The sequence below is a fragment of the Micropruina sp. genome (assembly GCF_047602385.1).
Lineage (GTDB): Bacteria > Actinomycetota > Actinomycetes > Propionibacteriales > Propionibacteriaceae > Micropruina.
On record NZ_JASGHL010000002.1, the window covers coordinates 251,247 to 274,103 of the forward strand.

The 22,857-nt window shown below is 66.9% G+C and carries 18 protein-coding genes; 13 read left to right on the forward strand and 5 right to left on the reverse strand.

From position 1 onward, the window contains the following. Positions 1 to 43: 43 nt before the first annotated feature. On the reverse strand, positions 44 to 1,258 hold the full coding sequence (locus QM711_RS06015) for an MFS transporter (RefSeq protein WP_415097303.1): 1,215 nt from the start codon (positions 1,256 to 1,258) through the stop codon (positions 44 to 46). A gap of 5 nt (positions 1,259 to 1,263) precedes the next feature. Continuing rightward, a complete protein-coding gene (locus QM711_RS06020; protein ID WP_415097305.1) occupies positions 1,264 to 1,701 on the reverse strand; it encodes a MarR family winged helix-turn-helix transcriptional regulator in 438 nt (145 codons plus the stop codon). 236 nt (positions 1,702 to 1,937) lie between these two features. Here QM711_RS06020 and QM711_RS06025 point away from each other — a divergent pair, with 236 nt between their 5' ends. From QM711_RS06025 to QM711_RS06035, 3 genes are all read left to right on the forward strand, one after another. Continuing rightward, positions 1,938 to 3,218, forward strand: coding sequence for an oligosaccharide MFS transporter (locus QM711_RS06025; protein ID WP_415097307.1), 1,281 nt, complete (start codon positions 1,938 to 1,940; stop codon positions 3,216 to 3,218). Positions 3,219 to 3,579: 361 nt separating this feature from the next. Beyond that, positions 3,580 to 4,464, forward strand: coding sequence for a glycosyltransferase (locus QM711_RS06030; protein ID WP_415097309.1), 885 nt, complete (start codon positions 3,580 to 3,582; stop codon positions 4,462 to 4,464). After that, positions 4,412 to 5,566, forward strand: coding sequence for a cellulase family glycosylhydrolase (locus QM711_RS06035; RefSeq protein WP_415097311.1), 1,155 nt, complete (start codon positions 4,412 to 4,414; stop codon positions 5,564 to 5,566). Before QM711_RS06030 ends, QM711_RS06035 begins: the two co-directional genes overlap by 53 nt. Before the next feature lie 174 nt (positions 5,567 to 5,740). Here the strand turns inward: QM711_RS06035 and QM711_RS06040 are convergent, their stop codons facing one another. Beyond that, complete coding sequence (locus tag QM711_RS06040) at positions 5,741 to 6,325, reverse strand: acyltransferase (protein WP_415097313.1); 585 nt, start codon at positions 6,323 to 6,325, stop codon at positions 5,741 to 5,743. 186 nt (positions 6,326 to 6,511) lie between these two features. On the opposite strand from QM711_RS06040, the gene QM711_RS06045 reads away from it, so the two are divergent. The 8 genes from QM711_RS06045 (at position 6,512) to QM711_RS06080 (ending at position 17,153) form a co-directional block, all read left to right on the forward strand. Next, a complete protein-coding gene (locus QM711_RS06045; protein ID WP_415097315.1) occupies positions 6,512 to 7,612 on the forward strand; it encodes a glycosyltransferase in 1,101 nt (366 codons plus the stop codon). Positions 7,613 to 7,878: 266 nt separating this feature from the next. Beyond that, positions 7,879 to 9,189, forward strand: coding sequence for a Gfo/Idh/MocA family protein (locus tag QM711_RS06050; protein WP_415097317.1), 1,311 nt, complete (start codon positions 7,879 to 7,881; stop codon positions 9,187 to 9,189). Continuing rightward, the gene (locus QM711_RS06055) at positions 9,186 to 10,226 is read left to right on the forward strand and encodes an NAD-dependent epimerase/dehydratase family protein (protein WP_415097319.1); all 1,041 of its coding nucleotides are present in this window, start codon (positions 9,186 to 9,188) and stop codon (positions 10,224 to 10,226) included. The genes QM711_RS06050 and QM711_RS06055 overlap by 4 nt, the downstream gene beginning before the upstream one ends. 128 nt (positions 10,227 to 10,354) lie before the next feature. After that, a complete protein-coding gene (locus QM711_RS06060; RefSeq protein WP_415097321.1) occupies positions 10,355 to 11,548 on the forward strand; it encodes a glycosyltransferase family 4 protein in 1,194 nt (397 codons plus the stop codon). 138 nt (positions 11,549 to 11,686) lie between these two features. Next, a complete protein-coding gene (locus QM711_RS06065; protein ID WP_415097323.1) occupies positions 11,687 to 12,568 on the forward strand; it encodes a hypothetical protein in 882 nt (293 codons plus the stop codon). Beyond that, a complete protein-coding gene (locus tag QM711_RS06070) occupies positions 12,525 to 13,889 on the forward strand; it encodes an O-antigen ligase family protein (RefSeq protein WP_415097325.1) in 1,365 nt (454 codons plus the stop codon). Before QM711_RS06065 ends, QM711_RS06070 begins: the two co-directional genes overlap by 44 nt. A 160-nt stretch (positions 13,890 to 14,049) precedes the next feature. Further along, on the forward strand, positions 14,050 to 15,852 hold the full coding sequence (locus QM711_RS06075) for a LamG domain-containing protein (RefSeq protein ID WP_415097327.1): 1,803 nt from the start codon (positions 14,050 to 14,052) through the stop codon (positions 15,850 to 15,852). 131 nt (positions 15,853 to 15,983) lie between these two features. Beyond that, positions 15,984 to 17,153 (forward strand): polysaccharide pyruvyl transferase family protein, encoded by a 1,170-nt coding sequence (locus tag QM711_RS06080; RefSeq protein WP_415097329.1) that lies wholly within the window; start codon positions 15,984 to 15,986, stop codon positions 17,151 to 17,153. A 246-nt stretch (positions 17,154 to 17,399) separates the two neighbouring features. Here QM711_RS06080 and QM711_RS06085 read toward each other — a convergent pair whose 3' ends face one another. Next, entirely contained in the window at positions 17,400 to 18,860 is a 1,461-nt protein-coding gene (locus QM711_RS06085) for a lipopolysaccharide biosynthesis protein (protein ID WP_415097331.1), read from the reverse strand. A gap of 175 nt (positions 18,861 to 19,035) precedes the next feature. After that, positions 19,036 to 20,001: a glycosyltransferase family 2 protein gene (locus QM711_RS06090; RefSeq protein ID WP_415097333.1), complete on the reverse strand. Its 966-nt coding sequence runs from the start codon at positions 19,999 to 20,001 to the stop codon at positions 19,036 to 19,038. A gap of 286 nt (positions 20,002 to 20,287) precedes the next feature. Between QM711_RS06090 and QM711_RS06095 the strand changes: the two genes are divergently transcribed. Continuing rightward, positions 20,288 to 21,313: an acyltransferase gene (locus QM711_RS06095; RefSeq protein WP_415097335.1), complete on the forward strand. Its 1,026-nt coding sequence runs from the start codon at positions 20,288 to 20,290 to the stop codon at positions 21,311 to 21,313. Positions 21,314 to 21,671: 358 nt separating this feature from the next. Further along, positions 21,672 to 22,781 (forward strand): tyrosine-type recombinase/integrase, encoded by a 1,110-nt coding sequence (locus QM711_RS06100; RefSeq protein WP_415097337.1) that lies wholly within the window; start codon positions 21,672 to 21,674, stop codon positions 22,779 to 22,781. Positions 22,782 to 22,857: the final 76 nt, after the last annotated feature.

Here is a 22,857-nt window from a genome sequence, read left to right on the forward strand (position 1 = left end):
GCGAGCCCTGAATAGTCCGGGGAGCGAATGGCGGCTGGGCCGCTCAGGAGTCGCCCAGGGTGACCGCCTCGGCCTCGGTCACCGAGTTCACCGGCTCCGCGCCATGGCCGGGCTGGTCGTCGATCACCCGCAGCCGGTCCCGGGCGGTACACAGCACACCGATCGCCGCGGCCACTGCGACGGCGCCGACCCAGAACGGCAGGTGGATCGAGTACTCGCCGATCACCCCGGCCAGCCAGGGCGCTATGGCGCCGCCGCTGAACCGGACGAAGCTGTAGGCGGCCGAGGCCGTGCTGCGCTCGGCGTCGGAGACCTTCATCACCGCCTCGGTGATCAGGGTGTTGTTGACGCCCAGGAAGGCGCCCGCCAGCACCACGCCGGTGGCCAGCACGGCCTTGTTGTCGGCGAACAGCGCCATCATCGCCAGCACCAGGGCGAAACCGGCGAGCGCGATCACGATGCCGCCGAAGGTGCCGATCCGGCGTTGCACCCAGGGCGCGACGAAGACCGACGCGACGGCCAGCAGGATGCCCCAGCCGAAGAAGATCAGTCCGATCTCGATCGCCCCCATGGCGAGCGGGAAGGGGGTGAAGGCCAGCAGCGTGAAGAAGCCGAAGTTGTACAGCAGTGCGGTGATCCCGACGGTGAGCAGACCACGGTCGCGCAGCGCCAGCAGCGGGGCGGCCAGCGAGGTCGCCTCACCGGACGGCCGCTCGGGGGGCAGGCTGACGAAGGTGGCGATCAACGCGATCGCCATCAGCACCGCGACGCCGAAGAACGGCAGCCGCCAGGACACACTGCCCAGCCAGCCGCCGAGCAACGGTCCAGCGGCGATGCCGACGCCCAGCGCGGCCTCGTAGAGGATGATCGCCTGGCCCACCGAGCCGGTGGCGGCGCGGACGATGGTGGCCAGCGCGGTGGCGATGAACAGGGCGTTGCCGAGCCCCCATAGTGCGCGGAAAGCGACGATGCCGGCCACCCCGTCCTGCATGCCAGCGGCGGCCGAGCCGACGATGATCAGCGCCAGGCCGGCCAGCAGCGTCCATTTGGCGCCGATCCGGCTACTCACCCAGCCGGTACCGAGCATGGCGACGCCCATCACCGCCATATAGCTGGTGAACAGCAGCGACACCTCGGACGGGCCGGCACCGAGCTCGTCCGCGATCGGCTTCAAGATGGGGTCGACCAGGCCGATCCCCATGAACGAGATCACACAGGCGAACGCGACGGACCAGACGGTCCGCGATTGACGCAACATCGGCGTCACTCCTTTCCGGCCGCACCTCGGGCGGCCTGCAACAGTTGATCGATGAGCTGGGTGGTCTCCCGGACGCGATGGTCGGCAATACCGGTCTCGCGCAGCAGGCGTCCGACTGCTTGGCCGCGAGCCCGCCGGGCCCGTGACAACGCGTCATGACCGGCAGGGGTGATTGCCACCAGGGTGGCCCGGGCATCGGTGTCGTCGCTGGTTCGTTCGATCCAGCCCAACTCGCGCAGCCGTCCCACCTGACGGGTCACCGCCGGCTGGCTGGTGTGGTCGGCCTGCGCCAAGTCGCCGATCCGCAGCGGACCGAGTTCCTCGACCAACGCCAGCAGCCGCAATACCCCGGACGGCGCCCCGAGCCCGCCCTGGCTGCTGGCCCAGCGGGAAAGCGCCGCCGCCGCGCGCAACAGGTCGTCAGCGGGTGAAGGGGTATCCATGCCTTAGTTATATACCTATGGTATGCATCTCGTCAACCGTGGCTCCGAGGTCACGGCCGATCCGCCAAGAGGCGCCGGCGACCGACTGAGGGCAAGATCCGCCGTCTTGACGTGACTGCGCCACACTGTTATTTTTCGGCAAGCTAAACCGGTTCAGCAGCGTAGTGAACGGTTTTAGCTCATCTCTGAGCTCGGCCGCGCGGCCGAGGTTAATTCATCGGTCGAGGAGCTTTGTCATGGCGGGAGCCAACAGTCTGTTCAAGAACGGCGCATACCTTCAGAGTTCGACAACTCTGTTCATCTTCTTCGCCTCGTGGGGCATCTGGTGGTCGTTCTTCTCCACTTGGCTCGACAAGAGCCTTGGCTTGAGCGGCGGTGAGATCGGCACTGTCTACTCGGTGAACTCACTGACCACCATCGCGGTCATGTTCTTCTACGGCATGGTGCAGGATCGTCTCGGCCTCAAGCGGCACCTGGTGATCCTGTCGTCGGCGGTGATGGCCAGCCTGGCGCCGTTCGTGATCTTCGTCTACCAGCCGCTGCTGCAGAACGCCTTCGGCTGGGGCGTGCTGCTCGGCGCCATCTACCTGCCGTTCGGGTACACCGCCGCAGTCGGCCTGCTCGAGGCATTCTCCGAGCGGATGAGCCGGACCTACGGCTTCGAGTACGGACAGGCCCGCGGCTGGGGTTCGCTCGGCTACGGCGTGGCGGCCCTCGGCACCGGGTTCATCTTCACCATCAACCCGCAGATCAACTTCTTCCTCGGCTCGGCCTTCGGCATCGCCTGCCTGCTGATCCAGATCTTCTGGAAGACCGACCACGTGCCGCTCGCGCCCGGTCACACCGCGCACCCGCACACCCCGAGCCTGCGCGAGATGGCCGCCGTGCTGAAGCTGAAGAGCCTCTGGGTCGTCATCGGCTTCGTGATCTTCAGCTGGACCTTCTACAACCTCTACGACAACCAGATGTTCCCGAACTTCTACCGCGGCCTGTTCGCGAACGAGGACATCGGCCTGCACACCTACGGGATCCTGAACTCGGTCCAGGTGTTCGCCGAGGCCGGCTGCATGATGCTGGTCCCGATCCTGATGCGCAAGGTCGGCGTCCGGAGCATTCTGCTGATGGGCGTCTCGGTGATGTGCCTGCGGATCCTGGGCTCGGCAGTATTTCACGATCCCGTCATCATCTCGATCGTGAAGATGTTCCATGCCATTGAGGTGCCGCTGTTCATCCTCGGCATCTTCCGGTACCTCACGCTGCACTTCAACGCGGCGCTGTCCGCGACCCTGTACCTGGTTGGCTTCGAGGTCTCCGCGCAGGTCGGCAACACCGTCTTCGCCATCCCGTTCGGGTACATCCGCGACTCGATCGGCTATCAGCCGACCTTCTTCGTGATCGCGGCCGTCGTCGCCTGCGCCGGCGTCTGGGCCTTCTTCGCCCTGAAGAAGGACGACGAGGACGTCCAGGGCGATCCGTTCATCCGCGACTCACAACGCACGATGACCGCGGCGGTCTGAGCCGGATCCTGGTCTCGGCACGATCGGCGCCCCCGTTTCGGGGGCGCCGATCGCAATTCCGCCACAAGCCCCGCGGTTGGCGGCTGCTGCTGTTCGGAGGCATCGACTCGCGACTTCCCGCGCAGTCGCCGATCGATGTCGTTGCCAGCCAGGATGCCTCCGGTCCGGCGCGTTGGGTGCGTGCCACAGCCGGGACACGATCAGCCAGCGCCTCCTTAGCCGGGTTAGAGTGTTCACGTCCAAGGTCGGAGTCGTACGCGACGGCCGCTGGCCACCGGCGGCCACTCTGACCGCCGACCTCGATACTCGATCGCGTAACCGCACCCTCATGCCCGCACCCCGACTCACGCCCGGAGGCCCCGTGAGACTCGCCAGCCTGATCATTCCCGCCCATAACGAGTCAGCCGTCCTACCGGCCACGCTGGAGCGGATCGCCAGCGATCCGCTCGCGGACTCAGTCGAGGTGATCGTGGCGGCGAACGCCTGCACCGACGCGACCGTCGAGCGGGCGCGGTCGTTCGCCGATCGACTGCCGGGGCTTCGGGTGATCGAGACCGACACCCCGGGGAAGGCCAACGCTCTCAACCTCGGAGATCAGGCGGCGGAAGCATTTCCGCGGATCTTCCTCGATGCCGACATCGTGCTGGGCGCCGGCGCGCTGCAGGGCATGATCTCGGCGTTGGCGGTGGATCAGCCGGTGGTCGGCTCGCCGGCGATCCGCTTCGACCTGACCGGAGCCGACCGCTGGGTGCACGGCTACTACCGGATCTTCGAGCAATTGCCCTACCTGCGAAGTGGCCTAGTCGGACTGGGGGTCTACGGGGTGTCGGCGCTCGGCCGGCAGCGATTCGAGCGCTTCCCCGACCTGATGGCCGACGATCTCTACATCCAGCGCCTGTTCGAACCGGCCGAACGGATCCGCACGCCCGGTGAATTCGTGGTCCGGACGCCGCGTCGCTGGGCCGATCTCGTCCAGGTGAGGACGCGGGTCGACCGCGGCAACGCCCAGATCGCCGCCGCCGCGGACCGCCTGGAGTCCGGCCACGATTACGGCAGGACGTCAGGTTCGTCGGTGCGCAGCCTGGTCGGCCTGATCGCTTCCCGTCCGAGGCTGGCCCCATCCGCACTGATCTACGTCGGCATCACGGTGCTGGCGAAGCTGCGTGCCAGAAGGAGCGGAGATCACTGGGGGCGTGACGAGTCGAGCCGGACCAGCCGCGACTCGTCGGTCACCGAAATCGCCTGACGCCGATGGACGCGGGCGTACGCAGCGTGAGTCCGGCCGGCCTTCCGGTCGGTCGGCGCACCCTGCTGCGGGCCGGGTTGGGCCTCGTTGCCGGTCCGGTCGCCGGTGCCGCGCTGATCGGCTGCAGCCCGGCTCGCCCGCACACTTCCGCGCTGACAACGGCGTCATCCGCGGACTCGACGGTGAGGTCTTCGTACCCGTCGGATCCAACATCGGCACCCGCAAGACGTTCGACTGGAAGGGCGACTCCCGCGGGCACGCCGAGGCGGCGCTGGAGTGGGGCTGGAACACGGTCCGGCTCAATGTGATGGTCACCGACGCGGCGAAGTGGTCCTTCGTCGAGATGTATGGGGTGCCCGCCCTGCTCGACCTGGTCTCCGAGGTGGTGGAGGAGTACACCGGCGCCGGGCTCGTCGTGATCGTGGACGCTCACGACAACCCGAAGATCAAGAGCTACGACCAGCACGCGATGGAGCACGACATGCTCGCCTGGTGGACGGCGGCCGCCACCCGATTCCGCGACAACCCCCGGGTCTGGTCGGGCCTGATCAACGAGCCGGACTACGCCAACGACGACTGGCTCCAGTTGATGGACGCGATGGCAACTGCTGTGCGGGCGACCGGGAACCCGCATCCGATTCTCATCGGCGCGCCCTGCTGGGGCCAGGACGTCGGCTACACGACGCCCTATTTCACCACAGCCAGGTACAGCTACGAGCCGAGCATGGCTCCCGCACTGAGCAGTCGGCACGGAAACTTGATCCTGGAACAGCACAACTACGGCGCCTACGGGAAGTACGCCAGCGCGGACAGACTCGCCGGCTACCTCGCCACCGTGCGTGGCGCCGGCCTGACGCCGCTGATCGGAGAGTTCGGTTACACGATCGACGGCACCAGCACCGCGGGCGAATTCACCGCGAACCGGGACGGCGCCGAGGCCGTCTTCGAGATGTACCGCCAGCATCAGGTCGGCGCCCTGTGGTGGCACGCCACCCATGGGGACAACTACTCACTCAAGGCGAACGGCGGCCCGTTCTGGGACGGCGGCGCCGGCAACGGGCTCTCCGAAGCCGGACGCAGGTTCTGGGCACTGACGCACTAGCGGCGACTCGCTGGGGAAGTGCTGATCAATGCTGTTCCGGGCGAGGACGTGCCCGGTGGGATGAGCTGCGACGCCCAGATCCTGTGGGCGTATCTGGTCGTACGGTGCGGGACATAGGGTTCGCAGATCGCCCACCGCGTGAGCCGCAGCCGGGACCTAATTGATCCGCGCTCACTAGGGCTTTCGCTCGCCAACCTGACGCGCCGGCGACCCGGCGACGATCGCGTTCTCAGCGACCGCTCCGCGAACCACCGAGTTCGCCGCGACCACCGCACCCGAGCCGATCCGGGCACCCGGCACCACGACACAGCTTGCACCGATCCACACGTCGTCACCGATCTCGACACCTGTCCCGGTCCACTCCTGATCGGCGATCGGCCGGCCCGCCCGGGTGCCGTGATTGGAGCCCACGATGGTGACGTTCTGCGCCAGCAAACAGTGCGCCCCGATGACGATCGGGGCACCCGACGACCTGATATTGGCGAACTCACCGATGTAGGTGTGGGCGCCGATCTCGAGCCTGGCTTCGTGCAGGCCACCGCCGTCGAGGACAAAGATGCTGGAGGGTCCGCTGATGCTCACCTTCTCGCCGAGCCAGATCTTGGACGGATCGGCGACCACGGTCGTCCGGCGGCTGATCACCGCGCTCGGGTAGTTCAGCCTGAGCGCGGTCCGAGCCCGCAGCGAGCCGATGTCGGCCAGCAGATCACGAGCCACAGACTTCGCCAGCCCGATCACCGAATGTGGAGTGAGTGCCATCGCAGGGATGCTAGCAGCGCTACCGCGGGGCTACGACTCGGCGCCCTGGCGCGTTGGATCGTTCCAGCAAAGCGCATGTCCACACTCCGATACAGCATTGACGGCTTTTGATCTAGTGCGTCGATCCGTGCATACTAGTGAGGGTAAGTTTCCTCGGGGGAGGTCATACGAAGCCGCACAGGCCCAGTGATTGTGCGACTTCGACCAGGCCATGGCACGCGTATGCGGTTCATTCCCCGTTCCCACCCCAGAACGAGAGAGGACCCGACCGTGAATGACTCCTACCAACCAGTCGCACCGTTCTCGGCAAAGTCACTCCTGGTTTGCTCCACCGGCGGCCACCTGTCCGAATTGATCCGCCTGGAGCAGCGGCTCGGCGTCAATACCGATTCGCTGTGGCTGACTTTCGACACTCCCCAGGCTCGCCAACTGCTGCGCGGCCGGCGCGTCCACCACCTGCCATACATCGGCGCTCGCGACCTCAAGGGCACGCTGTCGACGGTCCCCACGGTCGCCCGGCTACTGCGTTCCGAGCGCTTCGAGGTCGCGCTCAGCACCGGGTCCGCGGTCGCCGCAGCCGCCCTGCCAGTGGCCGCGATGCGCCGCATTCCGTCGGTCTTCGTCGAGAGCGTGTGCCGCGTCCGCGGCCCCTCGACAACCGGGCGCATTCTCCAGCGTATCCCCGGGATCTCTCTGTACACCCAGCATCCCGAGTGGGCAGGAGGTCGCTGGCACGCCTGCGAGTCGGTGTTCTCCGACGTGCGCAGCGAGCCGGTCGCCACCCCGAGCCGCCCCGAGCGACTGTTCGTCACCCTCGGCACCTTCCGCGGATATCGCTTCGATTCGCTCGTCGATGCCGTTCTGGCTAGTGGATATGCCAATGAGAAGACCGTCTGGCAGCTCGGCGACACTGAGCGCGAGGACGCGCTTCCCGGCGAAGTGCATCAGTACCTGTCGCCAACCGAGTTCAACGCCGCGGCGCGGTCGGCCGACGTAGTCGTCACCCACGCCGGGGTTGGCACGCTGCTGGAGATGCTGGCGATGGGCATCTATCCCGTGCTGGGCACGCGCCGCGCCGCCCGGCACGAGCATGTCGACGACCACCAGACCGAGATCGCCGAGTGGGTCAATCGGGCGGATCTCGGAATCGCGGTCGACGGGCCGGACCTAAGCGCCGAGGCGATCGAACGCGCGTCTCGGCGGCGGGTCCGCGACGGACGGGCCGCCGCCCCACCCGCCCACCGGCAGTTCGCCCGGTCGGGCAACGATCGGCGCGCCGAACACTAATCCGGGGGACGCACAGAAGTTGCCACAACAACGTAAAAAGCCTGAAACAGAACTCGATAACCTGAGTGCAGGACGCGCGCTCGGGTGTCCCTGGAGGGAGGCCGCCCGGGTGCCTCCTGCGGCGGGCGCCGCGTTGCTAGCTGGCCGACCGGGCCAGGCCGAAACTTTGACCGCGATTCACCTACTGCACACTCTCCGATTCCGTACTTTTAACCCGCTGCTGCCGGACACCTGGCGGCAAAGAGAATCTGCTCATCGAGGTCGGGATGCTCGGCATCGCAGTGCGCACACCAAGCTGGCGGCCGCCGGCCCATCGACGAGATGGACGCGTTTTTGCTCGCGAACGGAGTTCGCTTAGCATGGGTAAGGCCTCTACGGAAACCGTCCGCGCTACATTCCGGCCCCTTGGCGCGTGCGCCGCGAACCGCGCGCCCGAATCTATGGCACCGAGCAAGTGGAGAGCTATGCGAACAACCCAAACCGGTTCGGCCGGCGCCTCGTTGCTGCGGGCGGCAGTCGTCGGAACCGGAGACATCTCCCGTCAGCACCTGGCGTTCCTCGCCGCGTCGCCGCTGGCCAGGCTGGTCGGGGTCTGCGACCTCTCCCCGATCGCCCGACGCTGGACGGCGGAGGAATACGGCACGACGCCCTATTCCTCGCTCGACGAGATGCTGGAGCATGCCCAGCCCGATGTCGTGCATGTCCTCACGCCCCCCTCCACGCACATCGGCCTGGCGCGGGCCGCGTTGGCCGCCGGCGCTCATGTGATCTGCGAAAAGCCGATCACACTGAACGCCGACGAGCTGGTGACGCTGCTGGACGAGGCCGAGCAACTCGGACGGGTGGTGGTGGAGAACCACAACTACCGGTTCAACCCGGAGATCCAGCGGATCGACCGCCTGCTCGCCGACGATTTGCTTGGACGGGTCGGCGAGATCGAGATCCGAATCGGCTTGCCGGTGACCGATCCCGGCGGACGGTTCGGCGACCCGAACCTGCCCAGCCCGATCCATCAGCTTCCGGCCGGCGTGATCCACGACTTCCTCACCCACATGGCTTACCTGGTCGGGCACTTCGGCCCACGGGTCACCTGGGAGCGCGTGTCGAGCATCTGGAGCAAGCACAGCGCGGCAGCACACATCCCGGTCGACGACCTCGACGCGGTCCTAGCCGGCTCCGGCCCGGCCGGTCCGGTTCACGCCCGCATTCGGTTCTCGGCGCTGCTCGCCCCGGACTGCTTCGAGATCACGGTGCGCGGGACCAACGGCTTCGTGCAGGCCGAACTCTTCTCGGGGCGGGTGACCGAGATCGTCGGGCAGCCCGGAGGAAAGCAACTCGGCCCAATCGTCAACATGATGCGAGACGGCGTCCACCAGTTCATCGGCGGACCGCGCTCGCTGAAGCGGAAAGTACTGCAGCAAGGCCCCTACGCGGGGCTGGCCACGTGCCTCGAACTCACCTACCGCGCGCTCGCGGCAGGCTCTCCGACCCCGGTCACTCCGGAAGACATGCTTGCCGCGAGCCGGCTGATCGATCGGCTGGTAGCCGGCCGCCACCTCGAGGAGGAGTCAGCATGAAGGTCTTCATCACCGGAGCAACTGGCTTCGTCGGCAGCTACGCCGTCGCCGATGCGCTCGCCGCCGGTCACCAGGTGGCGGCGTTGGTGCGCCCGGCCTCTGCCAACCCGCTGGCATCGATCGCCGACCATCCGCGACTCAGTCTGGTACGGGCCGATCTCCGTGACCGCCGCAGCCTGGTCGGTGCGCTCGATGACGTGGACGCGGTGATCCACCTGGCGGCGGCCAAGGCAGGAGACTTCTCCACCCAGTTCGCCGGAACCGTGCTGACCACCGAGAACCTCTTGACGGCGATGACCGACTCGCCGGTGAAGAGACTCGTCGCGGTCAGCACCTTCTCGGTGTATGACTACACCCGGCTGCGCGCCGGCTCCGAACTGGACGAATCCAGCCCGATCGAACGATCGGCCTCCCGGCGGGATGAGTACGCGCGCACGAAGCTGATCCAAGAGACGCTGTATCGCGAGGCGTCGACCGATTTCGAGGTCGCGATCCTCCGTCCGGGCATGATCTATGGCCGCGACAACCTCTGGCACTCGCTACTGGGTTCACCTCTCGGCCCGCGCTTCCTGAAGGTCGGGGGTCGTTCGATCCTGCCGATGACCTATGTCGAGAACTGTGTGCACGCCATGACCCTGGCGCTCAGCGGCGAAGCCGCGGTCGGTGCGACGCTGAACATCGTCGACGACAATCTGCCCAGCCAGGCCGAGTACATCCGTGCGTTGCAGCCCTACTACAGCATTCCGCGGTCGATCGCGGTCCCGTGGCCCGCGCTGCGCTCGTTCGCTCGCGGAATCGCCTACCTCAACGGCCGGCTGCTGGACGGCCGGGGCAAGTTCCCCGGGATCGTCGTCCCGGAACGGCTCGACGCACGGTTCAAGCCCTTCCGCTACCCCAACCGAGCCGCGAAGAAGGCTCTCGGCTGGACGCCCCGCTACTCCCTCGACCAGGCCTTCGCCCGTTCGGTGAGCGGTGTCGACCTGATCGCCGAGACGGCCTTCGCGAAGACGGCGCGAGCCGACGGTGCGGCGGCATGAGGGTAGCCTACCTCACCGGTGAGTACCCCCGAGCTACCGACACCTTCATTCAGCGGGAGATCCTGGCGGTTGAGCGCGCCGGGATCGACGTCGAGCGATTCTCGGTTCGCCGGACCGGCGACGAGCACATGGTCGGTCCCCAGCAGCTGAGCGAGCGGGCGGCCACCAGCTACCTGCTGTCGTCAGGACTGCCTGCAATTCTCAGCGATGTCCTGGCGAGCGCGCGGCGATCGCCAAGGCGGTTCGCCAGTGCGCTCAGACTCGCTTGGGCGACCCGGCGGCTGGGGATCCGCGGCGCCGCGAAGCAGGCCGCCTACTTCGTCGAGGCGGCGCGGCTGGCCGAGGAACTGCGTCGCCGCGGTGTTACACACCTGCACAACCACTTCTCGGACGCCTGCTGCACGGTCGCCATGCTGGCCTCGGAGCTCTCCGGCGTCCCGTTCAGCTTCACCCTCCACGGCCCGGGCATCTTCTTCGAGGCACACGAGTGGAAGCTCGGCACGAAGATCGACCGCGCCGCGTTCTGCGCCACGATCAGTTCGTTCGCTCGCGCCCAGGCCAGCCTGTTCTGCTCCGCGGCCGGCTGGCGGCGCGTCCGGATCGTCCACTGCGGCGTCACCATCCCTGAGCTCGAACCGCATTCCGTTCGCACCCCCGGGCCGACCCGACTGCTCTTCGTCGGCCGACTCGACCAGGTCAAGGGCGTGACGGTTCTGTTCGACGCGATCGCCGGACTGCTTGCGGCCGGCCTGGAACTCGAACTCACGCTGATTGGGGACGGCCCGCAGCGCGCGGAACTCGAAAAGCGCTCCGCCGAACTGGGCATCGATGACTCCGTGCATTTCACCGGATATCAGGGCCAATACGAGGTTCAGGAGCAGTTGCAACGTTGTGACGTGTTCGTGCTGCCTAGTTTCGCCGAGGGTGTGCCGGTGTCGCTCATGGAGGCCATGGCCCAAGCGAAACCGGTCATTGCCACCAACGTGGGCGGCGTGACCGAATTGATCACCGACGGCGTCAATGGTCGCGTGGTCATTCCCGGGAATGTTGCCGAGTTGCGCGACGCGATTCTGGAAATGCTGACGGACGAGCACCTGCGGGAACGACTCGGCACGGCTGGGCGCACCCGCGTGGCCGCAGACTTCGCGTCCGATGTCGAAGCGCGCCGCCTGGTGACCCTCTTCCGTGCGGTTGCCGATGGCACTCTCGGCAATGAGTCCGCGGACGAATGGGCGGAGCGGCCGCAACCCTGGGACGAACCCGAAAACGGGGAAACCGAACGTGCCGCCGCGACAGAAGCCCCGCCGGCACGCCAGGTATAAGACGGCCGAATCCCGTCGCTAGGGACAAGCCATAGAGCCCAAACGGACTTCGCTATTCTACGTCTCGGCGTTGCGGACCGGGGGGTCCACGCAGGTACCGGAGCTTCGAGCACCGTATTCGCAAAAAGGGAGAAAATGATGAGTCAGGCTGAGTACCGAGAGAGTGAGCCACTTGCTCGCGCGGCGTCCGGCCCGCTGCAGGCCTGGCGGCGGCATTGGCTGTTGGGAGTAGCGGCCGCGGCCGCTGGTGCGCTGATCGGGGTGGCGATTGGATTCGCCGGCCCGGCCACCTACACCGCCGAGTCCAGGGTGGCCGTCGGAGCGGGCGACCTCAGCGCGGGAGCGGTCGCCGGCTTCCCGGTAGCCTCCTCGTCGCTCGCCTCGAACTTCGCGCGATACGTGAACGACCGAGGTGTCGCCGGCACCGACGTCCCTGAGGGCGTGAAGCTGTCGGCGTCCCAGATCCCTGAGTCGAACGTGATCCGGATCGAGGCGGTCTCGGCGGATCCGGCCGCGGCGACCACCGCCGCCAACGCCGCCGCGGACCAACTCGCGACCACCGTGAACACCGGCGGACGCCAGTCGATCCAGGACGTCTTCAAGGCGTACTCCGACGCGGCCCGCATCGATGCGAAAGCGCAGACCCGGCTGTCCGCGGCCAACCACGACCTCGCCGAGCTGCTCAGCGATGCCGACAGCAAGAGCAGCGCGATCCGGAAGGCCCGCGACACCGTGACCGATGCGGCTGCCAAGGCATCCGACAGTTCCGCGACAGCGGCCGCGCTGCGGCAGAAGTACACCAACCTCGTCGACGGCAGCAGAAGCGCGGCCAACCTGATGGTCATCCGCACGGCGGGCACGGCGGAGTCCAACCGGACCAGCCTGCTGGCACGAGCCGGCCTGCTCGGCCTGGCCGCCGGCGCCGTCATCGGGCTGATGCTGGCTGTGATCCTCGAGCGCCGGCGGAGCCCGGCCCATGCCACCTCACAGCAGAAGGCGTCCGGGCTGGACGGTGCGTGAGGTGCCGGCGTCGACCGTCGGTGTGACCTCCGCGGCGCACGACGACGCGACGGCCGCGCAGCACAGCGCCGAGCGGGTGCCGCTCTATGTGTGGCTCTTCCTGGCCGGGCTGACGCTGACCATGTTCGCCGGCTTCACCGATCAGATCGGGCTGCCGATCCCGCTCGACCGGCCGCTGCTCGCCCTCGCCGCAGTGCTGTGGATCGCCGAGCCCGGCCGCGAGCGACTGCGGGCGCGCGCCTTCTACGCGGTGGCCGCCGCGACGATTCTGTGGACCACACTTTCCTGGATGTCGACCTGGCCGACTGCCGACAGCAGCACCACCTTCGCACTGCTCGACCGGGTCGTCATGCCGTTGGCGATGTTCCCGTTGGGCGCGGTGGTCTTCTCCACCGCACAACGTCGCGAACTGCTGCTTCGGACGGCAGCGTTGATGGCGATCTATGCGGGATTCACCGGGCTGGCACAGTATCTAGGTCTGCGCGGGCTGCTGTTTCCTCGCTATCTCGCCACCGCCCTCGACCTCACGCCAACGGCCCGGGTCGGCGGGCCCTGGCTGGCTCCGGAACCCCTGGGCATGGTGTCGGTGCTGGCGATCTTCATGGCTGGTTTGCTGGTGCACACCAGCAGGTCGTCGCTGTGGCGCGTCATCGGTGCGGTCGGCGTCGTCGGCGGCTCGATCGGCACGGTGGTCTGCTTGACCCGTTCGACGTGGCTGTCCGCGGTGCTGGCGGGCCTCGTCGTGTGCCTGATGGTGCCTCGTCTTCGCCGCCGGCTGCCGCTGGCCCTTCTACTCGGGGTGGCGTTCGCGACCGCGGCGCTGGTGCTGCTGCCCGAGTTCCGCGACGAGCTACTCCAGCGACTGTTCTACGGACGTTCCGTCGACGATCGGCAGAACACCAATGCCGCGGCACTGCGGATCATCGAGCAGATGCCCCTGTTCGGCATCGGCTGGGGCGAGTTCATCAACCAGAACATCCTGTGGGTCAGGCAGGCGGACGACTATCCGGTCACCTCGGTGGTCATCGAGGTACACAACGTCTTCCTCTCCCGGGCTGCCGAGACCGGCGTGCTCGGTGCCGTCCTGTGGGCCCTGTGCTTTGCGACCGGACCCATGCTCGGCGTGCTCGCGAAGCCACAGCAGGCCTGGTCCCGGCATTGGAAGCTGCTCGGCATCGCGGCGTTCTTCGTCTGGCTGGTGCCCTCGTTGACCAGTCCGAACCCGTACCTGACGCCCAACTACCTGATCTGGCTGCTTTGGGGGGTGGCCGCTCGCGGGATCTTGATCGATCTGCCCGAGCGGACCGGCCGCGACGACTGAGCTGGTTCCCGCTCGCGGCGGTCTGAGCACGGGCTCCGCAGGGGTCCGCATCGTGACAATATCCTGATAGATTTCAGTGAAACCTCAGATGACGTTAAGCTTTGTACAGCTAAGCAACGCCTGCCGACGAGCCGGCACTCCTCACGATTGGACCGCAGTCATGGCCCACCCTTATCGAGCGACACTCGCGGCTCTCGGCGCCGCGACGCTGCTCCTGGCCACACCCAGCCCGGCCCTCGCCGTGAGCAATTTGGGCAGCGACACACGGGCGGTACCCTCCCGGGTTCTCTCGCCCTCCTCCCCCTTCTACCAGAAGCTGCCCACCTCGACACCGACGGCGTCCGACTCGTCGGGCCTCGTCTCCAGCCTCAACGCACAGGCACACAAATACTGGGGCACACCGACTCAGGCCAACATCACGGTTAACACCGACAAGTTCTCAACACCGCTATATGTCGCCCGCAAGTCGGATCCGGTGTACAACATCACCGCCTGGAATTGCCAGAGTCATACCAGCAGCATCGCGGTGTACCTGAACGCACATCTGAAGAACGTTCACATTCCCAACGATCTGCAGCCCGACCCCTCCTCAGACGGCAGCGTCTCGATCTATAACCCCGACACCAACGAGATCGTCGAGCTTTGGCAGGCACGGAAGAACGGCGGAAAGTGGGAGGCCTGCTGGGGAGGAAAAATCACGAACGCCAGCCAGTCGTTGGGGCGTTTCGACGGCACATTCGGCGCTTCCGCAAGCGGCATGGCGTTGTGGGCCACCACCATTCGCCAGCAGGAACTCTTGAACGGCCGTATCGATCATGTGGTCTCGATGGCCATCCCGCAGATCAAGAAGGGGGCCGTGTCCTGGCCCGCGGTCCGCACCGACGGCTGGGTCGACGGCACCCAGCTCACCATGGGCCAGATGCTCCGCCTGCCGGCCAGCCTCGACATCGACGCCATGAAGCTGTCGCCCGCCGCCAAGACCATCGCCAAGGCCGCCCAGCAGTACGGCATCATCGTCACCGAGACCTCCGGTGCGGTCGGCTTCAATGCCGAGAACCCGATCGCGCTCGCCAGCAACAAGTACCCGAGCATCTTCCGTGGCCGCTGGTCGACCCAGGAGATGGCCGGCGACAAGACCAAGGGCGAAGTGTCCTTCCCGCTCGACAAACTGGTGGCCCTGCCGGTCAACTACCGCGCGCCGGTGAGTGCGAACGCACCCAGTACGACACCACCGACCACCCCTGCGCCCACCACCCCCGCACCCAGTACTCCGCCGAGCGGCGGGAGCACGTCATACCCCGCCTCGGTGAAGGCGTCCGATCCGTGGCTGTACTGGCGACTCTCCGACACCGGAAGCACGGCAACCGACTCCAGCGGCAAGGGTAGGAACGGGACGTTCAGCAACATCACCCCCGGCGCCTCCGGGGCCATCTCCGGGAACGCCGCCGTCAGTGCGCGGGGAACGTGGAACTCGCTGGCCACCAGTTCCACGAGCACGACTCCGACGAGCTCATTCAGCCTCCAGCTCTGGTTCAAGACCACCAGCAAGTCGGGCGGCAAGCTCGCCGGCCTGGAGGACACCCGGACCGGAGTAGGTTCCCGGTACGACCGGATGCTCTACCTCACCAACAGTGGGTCCCTGGTCTTCGGCACGTACGCGGGAAAGACGTCCACCCTCACCAGTCCGCGGACGTACAACGACGGGGCGTGGCACATGGTGACGGCCACCCAGGGTAGTGACGGCAGCCGGCTCTACGTGGACGGTGCCCTGGTAGCCAGCAACGGGCAGACCCAGGCCCAGCCGGGTGCCGGATACTGGCGGCTCGGGGGCGGGAACCTCGGCGGGTGGCCGAGTGCGCCGAGCAGTTCGTTCGTCCAGGCATCGATCGACGAGTTCGCGGTCTATTACAGTGCGCTCAGCGCCAGCGCGATCGCATCCCAATACAAGGCCCGGCTGAGTTGAGTCGGCTTGCGGATTGAAGGTAGGGCACCGGGCGACTTCCGGTGCCCTACGATCTACTTCTGGCGAACCCGCCACGGTGAGTACGTGCACCCCAACCCCAGGCTGACCTGAGATTGAAAAGGAGTTCTCCAGTGCGCCAGTCCGGTCGCAGTCGCGTCCTCATTCGGACACAGCCACTCGGTCACAACTACGGCGGATTAATGCAGGCATACGCACTACAGACCGCAATCCGCAAACTGGGCTACGAAGTCGACACCGATCGCTCCAGGGTCGAGGCCGACGCCGACCGCGCGCCGAGATCCGGGCTGAAATTCCGCCTCCGCCGCGCCTTCTACGCGGCACGGCCGTGGGTGTGGCCGAAGCCGCTTCTGCTCGACGAGGCGAAGTTCGTCTCGGATACCGACTTGCGCACGTTTGCGCGCAATCGGATCCAGACGGTGGCGTTGCTCACCCACGGCCGACGCCCTAAGCGCCGGCTGATCGAGAAGTACTCCTCGTTCGTGGTCGGCAGCGACCAGGTCTGGCGTCCGCTCTACTCACATGTTCCATCGGCCCTGTTCGCCTTCTTGCCTGCCGACCTTCCCGTCCGCAGGCTCTCCTACGCGGCGTCATTCGGGACCGACGACTCATCCGAGTACCCATCCGAGCTGCGTGACCGCACCCGGGGGTTGGCTCAACTGCTCGACGCGGTGTCGGTACGTGAGCCGTCGGGTGCCGCGCTCGCACGGGAGATCTGGGGAGTCGACGGGGCCGAGTGGCATGTCGATCCGACCATGCTGCTCGAGCGCAGCGACTACGACGAGTTGACCAGTGCCGGCGGCAGCGACGAGTTGCCGATCGTTTCCTACGTCCTGGATCGGACATCGGTGAAGGACTCCGTCAGTGCCCTGATCGAAGAGACCCTCGGCGCGCGCACGTACTCACTCACCCGGCCGTTTCCCGACCTGAAGACCTTCAACGCAGACCCCGGCAAGTTCCGGAACCCGGCTGTGGAGTCCTGGCTGAGCAGCATCAGGAACGCTCGTCTGCTGGTCACCGACTCCTTCCATGGCTGCGTGTTCGCCACCCTTTTTCACACGCCGTTCATCGTTGTGCCGAACCCTGAACGCGGGCTGGACCGGATCACCACGCTGCTGAACCTGCTGGATCTGCAGTCCCGCCTGGTCGACGTGTCCGCCGGAGCCGATCCTGCCGAGCAGGTGGCGCAGGCGCTCGCCTCGACCATCGACTGGGACGCGGTCGACCGCACGATCGCCCGCGAACGTGCCCGGGGCTATGCCTACCTCCGCGAGAACCTCTAGGGAACCGCTTCCTTAGGGATGCCCTGATCATCGCTGGTGAAGCTTGTCGAGACCCCTTTGACAACGGGTCTCGACAGACCCAACCAGCGAAACCCTGGCATTGATCAGCGCTTTGCTTAGCGGCCAAGGCAGTCCGAGCGAGGCCGGACCTCGCGATGAGCGGGGATCGCCGTCCGGGTGCGACCGATCAGTGGCCGCTGGCAACCGATCAGTGGCCGCTGGCCGGGTGCGGTGAATCGTCCCGCCTTAGCCGCGCCGTCTGGAACGAATCCGAAGCAGCAGCTCGCGCAGCCTCCGCAGCCCGACGATGTGCAGCAGATAGAGCGCGAGCGCTGGGGCCGCACTCGCCCCGACCACGAGCAACGCCAGCGGGCCGTAGGGCACGACGACCCCGACCAAGAAATGCGTCGTGATCCAACAGCACCCTGCGGTCAGCGCGGACGTCACCACGGCGGAGAACCATGGCACCTCGCTCCAGGGGGTCGGCAGCCGGCTCTCCACGCGTCGCCGGGCTACCCAGGTCAGATAGATCGCGGACGAGATGGCGGCGATCAAGGTCGCGCTGATCGTGCCGATGACACCGAAATTGATGATCAAGGGAAAGGTCAGTGAGAGGTTGATCGCGGTGTTCAAGACATCGTGCGACAGCGTCAGGCCGGACCGGCCCAGACCGTTCAGCCAGAACCGCTGGACCTGCAGCGCCATCGTCACGCCATGCGCGAGCAGCACGGCCGCGGCCACCTGACCCGGCAGGTCGGTGCCGAGGTGCAGCCAGACGACCACACCAAAACCGGACGCCGGGACGCCTACGGCGATCCAGCCGGCCACCACGCGAACCCAGAGTCGTTGGACCTTCGTCACCTGTTCGATGGCCCCCTCGGGGCCGTGTTCCCCGATGGCTCGCACGATGTTGGCGTCCATCGGAATGGTTGCGTTCCAGGGGATGCCTCGCATGGTGCTCGCGAAGCTTGCACCGGTGCCGTACGAGGTCATCTGCGGGGCGGCGAACCGGCCGACGAACACGGAATCGCCCTGGGCTGCGAGCACCGCCAGCGTCCCCGATACCTGAATTTTCCATGAGTAGCGGAAGAACTCGCCCAACACGCGCCGTGGCACGAACCTGATGGCGGTCCAGTCGAGGCGGCGCAGGGCCGCAGGCAGCACCATCAGGGTGGGAAAGCACTGCTGCGCGATGAAGGCCCAGCCCACGCCGACCAGCCCGAGACCGTTCTGCACCGCGAGCACCATGCCGGTGGCGTAGGCGAAGAACCCCATCAGGTCGCCGAGCGCGGTGATCCGGAACTGGTTCGCTGTCAGCAGCACTTGGGTGAAGAGTTCCCGGACCTGCGCAAATGCCGCGAGTACGACCATCACTCGGAGGAGGAAGACCGCCCCGGCGGGATCCGTCGCAGCGCCGGGGAAGAACGCCATGATCTGCGGAGCCGCAGCGAACAGCAGGCAGCTGAGCACGGTGGCACCGGTCAGCATGATCACGAACAGCGTGGTCAGCAACGAGGTCATCGCCGCCCGGTCGTTGCGGCCTACGTAGATCCCGAAGAACCTGCGGGCGCTCGCACCGACTCCGCCGTCCACGCTGCCGACGAACAACTGGATCACCGAGACCAGCAGAAAGATGCCGTAGAGCTCAATCCCGAGTCCGTGGATCAGGTACGGGGTGAGCGCCAGGTTGAACACCAGCGGCGACATCTGCGCGAGTGCTTGCCAACTCGTTCCCCGGGCGAGCCTGCTGAACAGACTGGGTTCGCCAGGGTTCGGCACCGTCGCTCCGGTCACGGTGTCGTCCGGTCGGGTGCGACGGCGAAACGACGCGGATCGTTGGGAATGTGCTGCACCAGGGTGGGGGAGTAGGTGGGTACTGCGATCACCAGCGTTCCCTCATCTTCTCCCTCAACGGGAAGCTCTCGGGAAGCAACTCCAGCACGGGGGCAACCAGGCCCGCAATCACCGCCTTGCGGCGGAGCCCCCGGTGGTGCGGGTAATCCGCGGCCGCCGTTCGGAGCAGCCTGGCACCGGAGCGGAACTCGCCCGTCTCCCAGGCCCGCCTCGCCTTGAGCCGCTGCCGATCGACTGAACCACGGGCCGCACGGGCGGCGAGCAGCTCTCGCTCCCCGGAGGTGAAGGTCTCCTCGAACACTTCGGTCAGCCCAGCGATCATCGAGTCTTCGGCGTCGAGCATCGCAGCGGAGTCCGACGATTGACTGGCCCCCTGCTGCCGGTACAGCGCCGCCGGCTTGGGCTGGTAGGCCACCCGCCAGCCGGAGAAGATGGACCGCGCCCAATAGTCCCAATCCTCACAGCGCTGCAGGCTTTCGCTGAAATACCCGACTTCGTCGACCATTCGGCGCGGGAACACCGAAAAGATTGATACGAAATTCACTTGCAGGATGGCTTCTCGTTGGTCGTCCGGAGATATCGACCCAAACGGTGAGATGCCGTACTCGCTGAGGCCGTGGTCAGTCAATGCCAACGCGGCACAGGTGACCCACGAGCGAGCGGGACTGGACCCGAGCACCGTGAGCGCATCTGCCAGATAGTTCGGCAGCAGGACGTCGTCGGAGTCGCACAGCGCGATGATCTCTCCGCCGGCAGCTCGGATCCCGGCGTTGCGGGCTGCATTCGGACCGGCGTTGTCCTGCTGGACCAACGTGATCCGATCACCAAATCCGCTGGCAATTCGATGGGTATCGTCGGTTGACCCGTCGTCGACCACGATCAGTTCCAGATCGGAATGGCTCTGAGCGAGTACGCCGCCGATCGCTGCGCCGATACGCGGGCCCGCGTTGTACGTGGGCATGATGACGCTTACCTTCGGCAAGATTCCCCCCAACTGCCGTTTTACTCGCCGATACGCGCACCCCCGTGCGCCATGACTACGGCGATGCTATCAGAGGCCCTCTTTCCTGGGATTGTCCTACCGACATCCGTCGTCGACTTCCGCAATCTGAGACAGCGAATATGCGGTGCCGCATTGTGTCACGGTGAGCCTGTCGGCGACTCGTGGGGGCGAGCCGGGGGCGAGGCCGATCGTGGCGGGGGAACGTCGACAACACGCATCCGCCCACCAGTTCTATCGACCAGCACCCTGCGGCCCCTGATCCGACAGGAGCTGATCCGTGGCCAGACTCGCGTATCTCGACCGGCTGCGCGTGGTGGCCGCGGCCGCGGTCGTGATGGTGCACGTAGCCGCGATGGGGTGGAACGTCGTCGCGCCGGCGTCCGCCGACTGGCAGGCCCTCAACGTGTACGGCTCACTCAGCCGGTGGTGCGTGCCGATCTTCTTCATGATCTCGGGGGTGTTGTTCCTCGCCCCCGGACGGGCGGACTCCCCGCAGCGGATCTGGCGTCACTACATTCCGCGGCTGGCTGTGATGTACCTGTTCTGGAGTGCTGCCTACGCGGCGGCCAACGCCACCTTCGAACGGCAGTGGAACCTCCGCTTCCTCGCTGAGCAGATCTGGGCCGGCTACTACCACCTGTGGTACCTGCCGGCGATGGCGGGGGTGTACGCCCTGATTCCGCTACTGCAGCGGATAGTCGCCGACCCGGCTCTCACTCGATACGCACTCATCCTCACCGGTACCGCCAGCATCCTGCTTCCGACGACCGCGGCTACCGGCGCCCTAGGCCACCTCTCCGCGGACCTCGTCGGCCGGGTGGCGCCGTTCCTGGTCGCCGGCTTTCCGTTCTACTTCCTCCTCGGGCACTCTCTCCACGAGCGGCGGGCAACGCTTCCGACCTGGCTGCGCCCGGCGTCCTACGTCGCGGCAGCGCTCGGCGCCGCGGTCACCATCGTGGGGACGTCCTGGCTCTCAGTCGCCCGCGGCGAGCCGGTCGGCACCCTCTACAACTACCTCGTTCTCAGCACCGTGCTGATGTCCCTGGCTGTCTTCCTGTTCGCCATGGGGCGCAGCGGAGAAGCCACGACCAGCCCCCGGCTGGCGACGATCGCCCGCTGGACCCTGCCGATCTATCTGATCCACCCAGCGATCGTCCGGCTCATCGAGGAACTCAATATCTCGCCGGGACTGCTGCCCACCGCCATCGGCATCCCGCTCATCTGGGTGGTCGTGCTGGCGATCAGCATGCTCTGCAGCGCCGTGCTGGTCCGCATCCCGTTCGTGCGAACCTGGTTGGTGTAGGCCCAGATCCACCGATGGGCGGCGTAGCGACACCAGCTGGGTGCAATGGCAAGCTGCGTGCGCGAAGGCGTAGCGGGTCGTACGGCGAGCGTGCCCGGCGCAGCCAGTGCGCCCAGCTGGGGTCTCGCAGTAGCCGCAGATCGGTGGATCTGGGCCAGCCAGCTCCCCGGGTAGGAGTCGAACCTTCCGACCCGGCTCGATCGAGACCCTAGCCAGGGGCACATTTCACCGCTCTGACTAGGCCAGGAGCCCGACAGTCAAGAGACACTAAGGGACACAAAGGGACTCGGATTGACGTAGTATCTGGCACGTTATGGCACGCGATGGCGTGCCAGATGCCCAGATAGGAGGCCCCCTCATGGCCAACAGACGCGGATCCCGGCGGACGTTCGGATCTCTCCGGAAGCTCCCGAGCGGCCGATGGCAGGCCCGCTACACCGCGCCCGACCAGCGCGAGCACAAGGCACCCACGACGTTCCAGACCCGCGGCGACGCCGAGGCCTGGCTGGCCGGGGAGTGGGCGGGCGTGCAGCGCGGGGAGTGGTCTCCCCCGGCCGTCGTCGCTGAGGCGAAGGTGGCGAAGGTGGCGACCCGGTTCAAGCCCTACGCCGAGCGGGTGCTGGCGCGCCGCGAGCTGCGCGAGACCACGCGGGCGCTCTACAGCAAGCTGATCGAGAAGCACCTGGCACCCGCGTTCGGCGAGAAGGTGCTGGCCGGGATCACCCCGGGCGAGGTTGCGGACTGGTACGCCGGGCTCCGGGCCGTCCCGACCAGCCGCGCCAACGCCTACTCGATCCTCTCGACCGTCATGCGGCAGGCCGTCGAGGACGAGTTGATCGAGCGGTCCCCGTGCCGGGTGAAGCGCGGGGCGGCCAAGCGGCGGGCCAAAGAGCCCGAGACCCTGACCGCCGCCGAACTGCGGACCTACCTCGCGGCGGTCCCGGAGCGGTACCGGGTGCCGCTCATGCTCGCGGGCTGGTGCGGGCTGCGCTCCGGCGAGGTCCGAGGCCTACGGCGCCGGGATCTCGACCTGGACGCGGGCGTGGTGCGGGTGCGCCAACAGGTGGTGAAGGTGGCCGGCCAGTGGGAGATCAGCGAGCCCAAGACCGCCGCCGGCGTCCGCGCGGTGGCGATCCCGCCGAGCCTGCTACCCGGCCTGCGGACCTGGCTGGCCGAGCAGCCGGTGACCGGCCGCGACGGGCTGCTTTTCGTCGGGCGCGGCGGCGGGCCACTGTCCGAGGCGACCCTACGGGACGCCCACAACAAGGGCGCTGCGGCCGTGGGCAAGCCGGGCCTCACGATCCACGGGCTGCGGCACACCAGCCTCACTCTGGTCGCTCAGACCGGTGCGACGATCGCGGAACTGATGGCCAGGGCGGGGCACACCTCCCCGGCGATGGCGATGCGCTACCAGCACGCGGCGGCCGATCGGGACCAGGTGCTGGCGGCAGCACTCGACAGCCTTTGAGATTGCCAATGTCAAATGACTAGGGGTTTTACAACCTCTGTCCCCCAGCGTGTAGCATGTCACTTACCGGACCGCC